Annotated in this window: 7 protein-coding genes and 2 pseudogenes; 1 reads left to right on the forward strand and 8 read right to left on the reverse strand. The window is 70.8% G+C overall.

Annotation, left to right across the window (positions count from 1 at the left end; genetic code table 11):
- The 4 genes and pseudogenes from KJS59_RS30885 to gyrB form a co-directional block, all read right to left on the reverse strand.
- Nucleotides 1–366: pseudogene (locus KJS59_RS30885) on the reverse strand (DUF3566 domain-containing protein); the annotation flags it as partial.
- Nucleotides 367–369: 3 nt separating this feature from the next.
- On the reverse strand, nucleotides 370–3246 hold the full coding sequence (gyrA, locus tag KJS59_RS04680; protein ID WP_306345144.1) for a DNA gyrase subunit A: 2877 nt from the start codon (nucleotides 3244–3246) through the stop codon (nucleotides 370–372).
- A gap of 90 nt (nucleotides 3247–3336) precedes the next feature.
- Nucleotides 3337–3846: pseudogene (locus KJS59_RS31995) on the reverse strand (DNA gyrase subunit A); the annotation flags it as partial.
- 190 nt (nucleotides 3847–4036) lie between these two features.
- A complete protein-coding gene (gyrB, locus tag KJS59_RS04685; protein ID WP_213451057.1) occupies nucleotides 4037–5980 on the reverse strand; it encodes a DNA topoisomerase (ATP-hydrolyzing) subunit B in 1944 nt (647 codons plus the stop codon).
- Between the two features lie 522 nt (nucleotides 5981–6502).
- Between gyrB and KJS59_RS04690 the strand changes: the two genes are divergently transcribed.
- Nucleotides 6503–7057: a hypothetical protein gene (locus KJS59_RS04690; protein ID WP_213451058.1), complete on the forward strand. Its 555-nt coding sequence runs from the start codon at nucleotides 6503–6505 to the stop codon at nucleotides 7055–7057.
- A gap of 68 nt (nucleotides 7058–7125) precedes the next feature.
- Here KJS59_RS04690 and KJS59_RS04695 read toward each other — a convergent pair whose 3' ends face one another.
- The 4 genes from KJS59_RS04695 to dnaN are packed head-to-tail and all read right to left on the reverse strand — an operon-like array spanning nucleotide 7126 to nucleotide 10945.
- A complete protein-coding gene (locus tag KJS59_RS04695; protein ID WP_306345140.1) occupies nucleotides 7126–7761 on the reverse strand; it encodes a DUF721 domain-containing protein in 636 nt (211 codons plus the stop codon).
- Nucleotides 7751–8881: a DNA replication/repair protein RecF gene (gene recF / locus KJS59_RS04700; protein WP_213451059.1), complete on the reverse strand. Its 1131-nt coding sequence runs from the start codon at nucleotides 8879–8881 to the stop codon at nucleotides 7751–7753. The genes KJS59_RS04695 and recF overlap by 11 nt, the downstream gene beginning before the upstream one ends.
- A gap of 6 nt (nucleotides 8882–8887) precedes the next feature.
- Nucleotides 8888–9760, reverse strand: a complete 873-nt coding sequence (gene gnd / locus KJS59_RS04705; protein WP_213451060.1) for a phosphogluconate dehydrogenase (NAD(+)-dependent, decarboxylating) — start codon at nucleotides 9758–9760, stop codon at nucleotides 8888–8890.
- Nucleotides 9761–9811: 51 nt separating this feature from the next.
- Nucleotides 9812–10945 (reverse strand): DNA polymerase III subunit beta, encoded by a 1134-nt coding sequence (gene dnaN / locus KJS59_RS04710; protein ID WP_213451061.1) that lies wholly within the window; start codon nucleotides 10943–10945, stop codon nucleotides 9812–9814.
- Between the last annotated feature and the right edge of the window lie 512 nt (nucleotides 10946–11457).

Raw genomic sequence — 11457 nt, forward strand, 5'->3', positions numbered from 1 at the left:
CGGCTGGGCGCTGACCGGCCGGGCGCCGGTGGCGGTCGCGCCGTCGCCCGCCCCGCTGACCGGTGCCTTGCCGGCCGCCGCGGCGGGACCGCGGGCAGCGCCGGCCGCGCCCACGCTGATCGGGGCGGTGGCGTCCTTGGCGTCGGTGGTGGTGTTGGCCTTGCCGTTCGGCGGCTCATCCGGAGGGGGTGACATACCGGGAGCGCGGGTGAACTTCGGGGACGGGGCGTCGGCGGGTACGGTCGCTCGACCCACCGCGGCGGCGCGCCCGGTGGCGGGCGTACCACCATCGGCGGCCGCGGCCTCCTGGTCGACCGGTTTCGCCGAGGTTTCGGAGCTCCCCGACTTCGCCTGTGTCTCCGTCATCAACTAGTCCTGTTCCTCAGGCTCGTCGGCGTTGCGAGCGATGGCCACGAGAGTCACGCCCTCGGGTAGGTCCATGAGCTTGACCCCCATTGTGTTCCGATCCCTGGTACGTCGTACAGGCTTCACCGGAGTCCGGATCACGCCTCCGTTGCTGGTGATAGCGAACAGCTCGTCGTCCGGGCTGATGACCACCGCCCCGACGAGGGCACCACGGCGCTCGGTGATTTTCGCGGTGAGCACCCCCTTACCGCCGCGGCCCTGGACCGGATACTCCTCTATGGGCGTCCGTTTCGCATACCCACCGTTCGTGGCGACCAACACGTCCATGCCATCTTGGACCACCTCCATGGCGAGCAGTTCATCGCCGTCGGTGAACCGCATTCCGATCACACCCGATGTCGCCCGCCCCATCGGTCGCAGCGTGTCGTCGGTGGCGGTGAACCGGATGGCCTGCGCCTTCTTGGAGACCAGCAGCAGATCGTCGTCCTCGCCGATCAGCGCGGCGCCGACCAGTTCGTCGTTGTCCCGCAGGTTGATCGCGATGATGCCGCCGGCCCGGTTCGAATCGAACTCCTCCAGCCGGGTCTTCTTGACCAGGCCATTCTTGGTGGCCAGCACCAGGAACGGCGCCGCGCCGTAATCGGTGATGCGGATGATCTGGGCGATGTGCTCCTCGGGCTGGAACGCCAGCAGGTTCGCCACGTGCTGGCCGCGGGCCACCCGGTTCGCCTCCGGCAGTTCGTACGCCTTGGCCCGGTACACCCGGCCCTTGTTCGTGAAGAACAGGATCCAGTCGTGGGTCGAGCTGATGAAGAAGTGGCTGACGATGTCGTCCTGGCGCAGGCTGGCGCCGCTGACCCCCTTGCCGCCGCGGCGCTGCGACCGGTACAGGTCGACCTTGGTGCGCTTGGCGTAGCCGGTGCGTGTGATCGTCACCACAACGTCCTCGCGGGCGATCAGGTCCTCCATCGAGACCTCGCCGTCGAACGGCACGATCTGGGTGCGCCGGTCGTCGCCGAAGCGGGCCGCGATGTCGCCCAGTTCCTCGCTGACGATCTGCCGCTGCCGCTCCGGCTTGGCCAGGATGTCCTTCAGGTCCGCGATCTCCACCTCGATCTTGGCGAGCTCGTCGATGATCTTCTGGCGCTCCAGGGCGGCCAGGCGGCGCAGCTGCATGTCCAGAATCGCGGTGGCCTGGATCTCGTCCACGTCCAATAGCTGCATCAGGCCGACCCGGGACTCCTCGACGGTCGACGAGCGCCGGATCAGGGCGATCACCTCGTCGAGCATGTCCAGGGCCTTGACCAGGCCGCGCAGGATGTGCGCCCGCTCCTCGGCCTTGCGCAGCCGGTACCGGGTGCGCCGCTGGATGACCTCGATCTGGTGCGCCACGTAGTACCGCAGGAACTGGGCCAGGTTCAGCGTCCGGGGCACCCCGTCCACGAGCGCCAGCATGTTGGCGCCGAAGGTCTCCTGGAGCTGGGTGTGCTTGTAGAGGTTGTTCAGCACCACCTTGGCGACCGCGTCCCGGCGCAGCACCAGCACCAGCCGCATGCCGGTACGCCCGGAGCTCTCGTCCCGGATGTCCGCGATGCCGGTGAGCTTGCCCTCCTTGACCAGCTCCGCGATCCGCTCGGCGAGGTTGTCCGGGTTGACCATGTAGGGCAGCTCGGTGACCACCAGCGTGGTCCGCCCCTTGCTGTCCTCCTCGACCTCGACCACGGCCCGCATCCGGATCGCGCCGCGGCCGGTCCGGTACGCGTCCTCGATCGGCTGCCGGCCGACCACCAGCGCGGCGGTCGGGAAGTCCGGCCCCTGGACGATCTTGATGAGCTCGTCCAGCGTGGTGGCCTCGTCGGCGTCCGGGTTCGCCAGGCACCACTGCACCGCGGCCGCGATCTCCCGCAGGTTGTGCGGCGGGATGTTGGTCGCCATCCCGACCGCGATCCCGGTGGAGCCGTTGACCAGCAGGTTCGGGAACCGCGCCGGGAGCACGGTGGGCTCCTTGGCCCGCCCGTCGTAGTTGTCCTGGAAGTCGACCGCGTCCTCGTCGATGTCCCGCAGCAACTCCATCGCCAGCGGTGCCAGCCGGCATTCGGTGTTGTGGTTCACGAAGCCGTTGGCCACGAACGAGTGGTCGTCGGTGTCCACCCGGACGCTGTAGACCGGCTGGACGCCCGCGGCCTCGACCCCGGCCACCTCCGCGTAGTAGAACCGGCCGTCGACCAGTGGCTCCACCACGTCCAGCACGCCCGGCTCGGTGACCCGGGCGGCGATCTCGTCGCGGTCGCGCTCCCACCGGGCGATCCGGTCGACGTTGTGCCGACGCAGCCAGTCCCGCTCGGTCCGGCGGCGCGCGCCGTGCTCGCGGATGAACTCACCGACGAACGGCACCTGGTCGCTGCTCAACGCCGCGCTCCGGGCCGGCATCGCGGCCAGGATCTGCCGAAGCTCGGCCTGCTTGCGACCGGAGAACCCGACCACCCCGGCGAACATCACCGCATCCCGCCGGTTGGTGATGACGACCCTGTACTCGCCGCCGTCGTACCGGCACCGCCGGGCCACCACGCCGAACTCCAGCAGCAACTGCTGCACCTCGCGCGCCAGCCGGGCGCTGTGGGTCGAGTAGGAGATCTGGACGGTGTCGCGGGGCAGCGCCGAGACCGAGCCGTCGGCCTCGAACACCGCCTGGAGAAACGCCCGCTTGACGGCCGGCCCGGCGCTCCAGACGGACCCCGGCACCGCCTTCTGCGCGCTCCGCACGCCCGGCATCTCGCGGTCGGTGTTCGTGTTCTCGCTCGCGTACGCGCCGGCCAGGACCGCGGCCTCGACCGCCGCCGCGGGCGGGTAGCCGATCTCCTCGGAGGCGGTGCGCTGCATGACCACCCGGTCGCCCGGGCGGACCTCCGACAGCAGTTTCCACAGCAGGGTCGGCACCCCGGCCAGCGGTACCAGGCACAGCACCGGGTGGTTGTGAGTACCGGTGAGTTCGTAGCCCTCGCGGGTGCGCAGCCGCAGGGTCGGGTGCTCCCCGGAGTGGAACAAGCGGGTGGCCCGGACCAGGTCGCCGTTGCGGTCGCGGACCTTCAGGTCGATCTCGGTCTCCGAGTTCGGCGCGGCACCCGGCACGATCTCGTCGATGCGGAGCGTGCCCTCGGCCGTCCGCACCAGGGCGTCGCCGGTGAGGCAGTAGCGCATCGCGGCCGCCGGGTCGTTACCGGGCGAGCCGAAGTTGCCGTGGCCGTCGATCAGCGGGTACCGCAGCGACCACGGCTGCGCCATGCGCACCAGTGCGTCGTAGATCGCCGAGTCGCCGTGCGGGTGGTACTGGCCCATGACGTCGCCGACGACCCGGGAGCATTTCACGAAGCCCCGGTCCGGGCGGTAGCCGCCGTCGAACATGCCGTACAGGATCTTGCGGTGTACGGGCTTGAGGCCGTCCCGGACATCGGGGAGGGCGCGCCCCACGATCACGCTCATCGCGTAGTCGAGGTAGGAGCGCTGCATCTCGATCTCGATGCCGACCGGCTCGATGCGCTCGCCGCCCGGGACCGTCGTGTCGGTCACTGGTCACCCTTCGCTGTGGATATCTCTGTGGAAAGTGTGGATCGGCGATCGGCAGTGCGTGACGATGCGGTCACGCACTGCCGCCAAGCCGCCCGAGCGTGCGCTAGATGTCCAGGAAGCGGACGTCCTTGGCGTTCCGCTGGATGAACGAGCGGCGGGCGTCGACGTCCTCGCCCATCAGCACGCTGAACAGCTCGTCCGCGGTTGCCGCGTCGTCCAGGCTCACCCGCTTCAGCGTGCGGGTGGCGGGGTTCATCGTGGTGTCCCACAGCTCGTGGTAGTTCATCTCGCCGAGGCCCTTGTTGCGCTGGATGTCCTCGGGCTTGGCGTTCGGCTTGGCCTCCTGGCGCAGCCGGATCAGCCCGTCGCGCTCCTTGTCGGAGTACGCGTACTGGACGTCGTCGCCCTTCCGGTTCCACTTGATCTTGTAGAGCGGCGGTTGGGCGAGGTACACGTGGCCGAGTTCGACCAGCGGCCGCATGAAGCGGAACAGCAGGGTCAGCAGCAGCGTGTTGATGTGCTGGCCGTCCACGTCCGCGTCGGCCATCAGCACGATCTTGTGGTACCGCAGCTTCTCGATGTCGAAGTCGTCGTGGATGCCGGTGCCCAACGCCGTGACCAGGGCCTGCACCTCGTTGTTGCGCAGCGCCTTGTCGATCCGGGCCTTCTCGACGTTCAGGATCTTGCCGCGGATCGGCAGGATCGCCTGGATCTTCGGGTCGCGGCCCTGCTTGGCGGAGCCGCCGGCCGAGTCACCCTCGACGATGAACAGTTCCGAGACGCGCGGGTCGGTGGACTGGCAGTCCGCCAGCTTGCCCGGCATCGAGCCGGACTCCAGCAGGCTCTTGCGCCGGGCCAGCTTGCGCGCCTGCGCGGCGGCCATCCGGGCGCGGGCCGCCTGGGTGGCCTTCGTGATGATCGTCCGGCCCTCGGCCGGGTTGCGCTCCAGCCAGTCCGCCATCCACTCGTTGCAGACCTTCTGCACGAAGCTCTTGACCTCGGTGTTCCCGAGCTTGGTCTTGGTCTGCCCCTCGAACTGCGGGTTCGTCAGCTTGACCGAGATGATCGCGGCGAGCCCCTCGCGGATGTCCTCGCCGGAGAGCTTCTCGTCGCCCTTGAGGATCTTCTTCTCCGCCCCGTACCTGTTCACCACGGTGGTCAGCGCGGCGCGGAAGCCCTCCTCGTGCGTGCCGCCCTCGTGCGTGTTGATCGTGTTGGCGAACGTGTAGACCGACTCGCCGTACGACTCGTTCCACTGCATGGCGATCTCCACCGCCATGCCCTCGCCCTCGCCGCCGAACTCCACCACGGTCTTGTGGATCGGGCTCTTGGTCTGGTTGAGGTGCCGGACGAAGTCCGCGATGCCGCCCTTGTAGCAGAAGGTGACCTCGCGCGGCTTGCCGTCCTCCTGGTTGGCCTCGCGCTCGTCGCGCAACTGGATGGTCAGCCCGCGGTTCAGGAACGCGTACTCCTGAATCCGGCGGTAGATCGTCTCGAACGAGAAGTCGGTGGTCTCGAAGATCGCCGGGTCCGGCCAGAACGACACCGAGGAGCCGGTGCGGTTGGTCGACTCGCCCTTCTCCAGCGGGCTCGGCTTGGAGTTGTGGTACTGCTGCCGCCAGACGTAGCCGTCCTTGTGGATCTCCACGGCCAGCCGCACCGACAGCGCGTTCACCACCGACACGCCGACGCCGTGCAGGCCGCCGGAGACCGCGTACGCCTTGCCGTCGAACTTGCCACCGGCGTGCAGAACCGTCAGCGCCACCTCAACGCCCGGCTTCTTCAGCTTCGGGTGCAGGTCGACCGGGAAGCCGCGGCCGTTGTCGACGACCCGGACGCCCCCGTCGGCGAGCAGCACCACGTCGATGGTGTCGCAGTAGCCGGCCAGCGCCTCGTCCACCGCGTTGTCGACGACCTCCCAGACCAGGTGGTGCAGCCCGCGCTCGCCGGTCGAACCGATGTACATACCCGGCCGCTTGCGGACCGCTTCCAGTCCCTCGAGCACCGTCAGCGAGCTGGCGCTGTACTCAGGCTTCTTCGCTGCCACCCTGCGTCACTTTCTCCGCGCCGCCCGGGGCGGGGGCACGGGGGTTGGCGGGCGCCCGGGCACGCGGCACGGCGGCCACCGATGTCGGTGGGCCGGGCGCGGTCGCCGAGCGGGTCCCGCGAGGTCGTGATGAACTACACCCACAGCGGGACCCGCGGTGTCGCCCGACCGGCCCCCCGGGAGCCCGGTTTGGGCCCGTTAGTCCGGCGCTGCGCTCCACGTGTTCGCTGGCTGGGGTCTTTCCTGGTCCCCGCGTCAATCCTACTGTGCACATGCCGCTAACCGCGCGTACGGCACCCCCGCCGAGGCACCTGAGGAGTCCGTAGCGGCACGATCGGTGCCGGTCGCGACTCCCCCCATGCGCCGGGGGCGTCGGCGCCGGCCCCGTGGCCGTTCCGACCGCCGGGCGTACCAACGGCCTGCGACGCACCGAGCGAGGCCCGGGGGTCGCGCGAACCGGTCGCCGTGCCGTACCCTCCCGGCGCGAGGTGTGCGGCGCAGCAGCAAGGAGGTTGGCCCACGATGGGGCTGGACAACGTCGCCGTGCAGTGGCCGCGAACCGGTCGTTTCTACGATCCGGTGGCCCCCGCCGCGTTCGTGGACTTCGCCGAGCTCGCCGACGGGCCGGGCGTCTGGGCGCCGACCGCCGCCCTGGCCGGGCACATCGCCAAGACCGGAACGGTCCGCGCCACCGCCTACACCGAACTGGTGGACCTGCTGCTCGGGCTGGACGGCGTGCTCTACGCCACCGACAACTCCGCCGAGGACGAGGACCCGGTCATCGACCCGGACGGCTGTGCCTGGATCGCGGGTGGGCTGGAGCGCTTCGTCGCCGGCCACGCCGAGTACGGCGAGGCGGTGACCTTCGACTCGGTCGGCGCGGTGCTGCGCGCGGCGCTGGCCGACGGCCGCCTGGCCGAGCAGCAACTGCGCTGGCTGGCCGGGCGGATGAACGCACTGCGGGACGAGAACGGCGGCGCCCCGCAGTGGAGCTTCTCCCGCGGGGAGTTGGCGGTGCTGGCCCGCTTCTTCCGGCGCTGCGCCGACCGGGGCTTCGCCGTCTACGCCGACTTCTGACCGGGCCCGGCCCGCGGCTCGCCGCCATCGCCGCCGCCCGCGCATCGGCCGGCCGGCCCGATCCGGGGTCAGCCGTACGTGTCCCGCGGACCACGCCCCCGCACCCGCCGGGGCCCCCGGTTCCACGACGGTGCCGCCGGCCCGTGCACATGCAGCTTCCGGACCACGTTGTGCCCGACCTCCGCGGCGATCCGTTGCAGCAGCGACGCGGCGAGCAACCGCAGCTGCGTGGCCCACGCCGTGGACTCCGCCTCCACGGTCAGTTCCCCGTCGGCCAGCTTGACCGGCCGGCTGTGCTTGGCCACGTCCGGGCCGACCACCCGTTCCCAGGCGCCGAAGACGGTCGCCTCGGCCGCCGGCTGCTGCCAGCCGCGATCCTTGACCAGTTTCGCCAGCACCGAGCCGAACGGCTGGGGGTCACGGGGGTCCGGCCCCGGCCCCGAGTAGCCCCGTAGCCGCCGGCGCGGCTCGCCACCCTCCCCCGACCGCCGCCGCTGCTTCGCGGCCGCCTGCCGGCGCGCCTGGGCGGCCTCCAGCACCGCCCGCGCCAGCTCCGGCCCGGCCAGCTTTGGATCGGCCAGCTTTGGATCGGCGCTGCCGTCATGCTCGCCCGGGTGGCCGGGGGCCTCGGCCGCGCCGCCGCCGTCCGCGGCCGGGTCCGGGGTGCGGGTGGGGGACGCCTCGCGGCGCCGGTCATCCGGCACGGCGCACGTCTCCCTCGGTGACCTCGTAGCGGGCGCCGACCAGCCCCGCCGGCACATCGGCGGCGACCGCGCACGTCACCAGCAGCTGACCGGCGCCGCCGACCAGTTCGGCCAGCCGCTCCCGCCGCCCCACGTCCAGTTCGGCGAACACGTCGTCCAGCACCAACACCGGCTCGATGCCGTCGGCGCGCAGCAGGTCGTACGCGGCCAGCCGCAACGCCAGCGCGTACGACCAGGACTCGCCGTGGCTCGCGTACCCCTTCGCGGGCAGCGGCCCCAGCGTCAGCAGCAGCTCGTCGCGGTGCGGCCCGACCAGGGTCACGCCCCGGTCGATCTCGCCGGAGCGGGCCTCGGCCAGCGCCGCCAGCAGCGCCGCCTCCAGCGCCGGGCGGTCGGGGGTCAGGGCCCCACCCAACCCCGACCGGTACGCGATACCCGCCGCACCCTTGCCCGCCGCCACCGCGTCGTACGCCTTCGCGACGTGCGGCGCGAGCGCGTCGACGAGTTCGAGCCGCCCGGCGAGCAGTTCGGCGCCGTGCCGCGCCAGGTGGGTGTCCCACACGTCCAGGGTGGACAGGTCACCGCCGCGGGAGCCACCGACCTTGCGGCTCAGGTACGCGGTCCGCAGCAGGGCGTTGCGCTGCTTGACGACCCGGTCGTAGTCCGTGCGCACCCCGCCGAACCGGGGCTGCCGGGTGACGAGCAGATCGTCCAGGTACCGGCGGCGCTCGGCCGGATCGCCACGGACCAGTTCCATGTCCTCCGGGGCGAACTGCACCAGGCGCAGCGCGCCCAGCACGTCCCGGGCCCGGCGCACCGGCGAGCGGCCTAACCGGGCCCGGTTCGCCTTGCCCGGGACGATCTCCAGTTCGACCAGCAGTTCCCGGCCGTCGTGCACGATCGCGCACCGGATCACCGCGCTCGCCGCGCCCGCGCGCACCAGCGGGGCGTCGGTGGCGACCCGGTGGCTGCCCAAGGTCGCCGCGTAACCCAGCGCCTCGACCAGGTTGGTCTTGCCGACCCCGTTCGGGCCGACCAGCACGCTGCCGCCCGGCTCCAGGTCGACCGCCACCCGGGGGTACGAGCGGAAGTCCACCAGTTCCAGCCGGCGCACGTACACGGGTGGCTAGGCCCTGCGGATCTCGTGGCCGCCGAACTGGTTGCGCAGCGCGGCCACCGCCTTCATCGCCGGCGAGTCGGCCTGGCGGGACTCGTACCGGGTGAACAGCGAGGCGGCGATGACGTGCATCGGCACCGCCAGCCGGATCGCCTCCTCCACGGTCCACCGGCCCTCGCCGGTGTCCTCGACCCAGCCGCGCAGGTTGGACAGGCGCGGATCGTCGTCCAGGGCCCGGTCCAGCAGGTCCAGCAGCCAGGACTTGACCACGCTGCCCTCGCGCCACGACTTGATCACGCCCGGCACGTTGGTGACCAGCTCGGACTTCTCCATCAGCTCGTAACCCTCGGCGAATGCCTGCATCATGCCGTACTCGATGCCGTTGTGAACCATCTTCGCGTAGTGCCCGGCGCCGACCGGCCCGGCGTGCACGAAGCCGAAGTCGCCGGCCGGTTTGAGCGCCTCGAAGACGGGCATCAGCCGCCGGACGTGCTCCGCGTCGCCGCCCACCATCAGCGCGTACCCGAGTTCCCGGCCCCAGACCCCGCCGGAGACGCCCACGTCCACGTAGCCGATGCCGCGCTCGTGGAGGCGCACGGCGCGCGGCGCGTCGTCGCTGAACCGGGAGTTCCCGCCGTCGATGATCAGATCGCCCGGCTCCAGATACTCGGCAACGTCGTCGATGGTCTCCTCGGTGAACTTCGCCGGCACCATCACCCACACCGCCCGCGGCGCGGCCAGCTTCCGCACCAGCTCCGGCAGGTCCGCGGCGTCGCTGATGGTGAGGTTGCGGTCGTAGCCGACCACCTCGATTCCGGCGGCGCGGATCCGCTCCCGCATGTTGCCGCCCATACGGCCGAGACCTATGAGGCCGAGCTGCATCGTTGCATCCCCCTTGTTGATCATCGTCGGCTCATACCGACCCGGGCCCTACTATCGGGTTACCCGGATCGGCATGATCAGGTACCGGTAACCGGCAATGATCTCTCCATCCTCGCCGGCGGGGGACAGCACGGCGGGCTTGAAGGCGTCCACGAACGACAGCACGGCGGTGGACGTGTTGAGGTGCTGGAGGCCATCGAGCAGGTACTGGGGGTTGAAGGCGATGGTCAGCGGCTCACCCGTGAACGTCGCCTCCATCGCCTCGCTGGCCCGCGCCTCCTCGGTGCCGCCCGCCTCGACGACCAGGCCCTCGTCGCTGAAGCTGAGCCGCACCGGGGTGGCCCGCTCGGCCACCAGCGCCACCCGGCGGACCACCTCGACCAGCGCCGCGACCTGAATCCGGGCCTGCGCGTTGTGCGCGTCCGGGAACAGCGAGCGGACCGGCGGGTAGTTCGCGCCGTCCAGCAGCCGGCTCGTCGTACGTCGCGTGCCACCGGCGAAGCCGATCATGCCTTCGCCGGCCCCGCCGGCGGCCAGGGCCAGGGTCACCTCGCCGCCCAGCGGGCCGAGGGTCTTGGCGGTGTCGGCCAGGGTCCGCGCCGGCACCAGGGCGTTCAGGCTGATGTTCGGGTCGTCCGGACGCCACTCGATCTCGCGCATCGCCAGCCGGTACCGGTCCGTGGCCAGCATCGCGAGCGTCGACCCGTTCAGCTCGATCCGGACGCCGGTCATCATCGGCAGCGTCTCGTCCCGCCCGGCGGCGATGGCGACCTGCTGTACCGCGGTGGCGAACACGGCCGCGTCCACCGAACCGGCGCTGGCCGGCATCTCCGGCAGGGTCGGGTAGTCCTCGACCGGCATCGTCGGCAGGGTGAACCGGGCACTGCCGCAGACCAGTTCGAGATGCGCACCAACGGCCGCGATATCGACCGGCTTGGCCGGCAACGCCTTGGTGATCTCGGCGAGCAGCCGGCCGGAGACCAGCGCGGCGCCGTCCGCGTCCGCCTGCACCTCCACGCTTACCTGGCTGGAGACCTCGTAGTCGAAGCCGGAGACCTCCAGCCGCCCGTCCGCCACGCGCAGCAGCACGCCGGCGAGAACGGGGACGGAGGGCCGGTTGGGCAGGCTCTTCGCCGTCCACGCCACGGCGTCGGCGAGCGCGTCGCGTTCCACCCGGAACTTCATGGGATGCCTCCGCGTCGAGAGTCTTGTCTGCGTCGAACCTTAGGGCGCGGAGACGACCGATGCGTCCCCACCCCCGTTCGAACGACTCGGGCCACCACGTGGTGTCGATGCTGCCAGGTCCGGGTACGGCGAGCGCAAGCCCTCCCGGCCGGGCGACCCGGACTTGGCACGGCCCAAGCCGGGCGGCCAGCTCTGTCCCCACCCTGATGATTGGTTTTGTTTTCTCTTCAAAGAACTAACTCATCGTCTTCGTCGGTGCTGTGTGTTCTGTGGATGGGGCGCGTATCCGCAGCTGAGACGCCATATCCACAGGTGCGTTAGCTGTGGAGAACCCGGTGCGTAACCGGGGGTGTTCTCCACACGTCCACCGTTGTCCCCTGGTTGATGACCGTCGTCCACCGGTTATCCACCGGTTATCCCCGGGGTTTGTCCTCAGCTGTGGGTAACCGGGCGCATGCCGATCGATGTAACGACCGGCTACTTTTCCCCAGATGGTTCCACAAGCCAGACAC

The organism is Rhizomonospora bruguierae (assembly GCF_018397995.1).
Lineage (GTDB): Bacteria > Actinomycetota > Actinomycetes > Mycobacteriales > Micromonosporaceae > Rhizomonospora > Rhizomonospora bruguierae.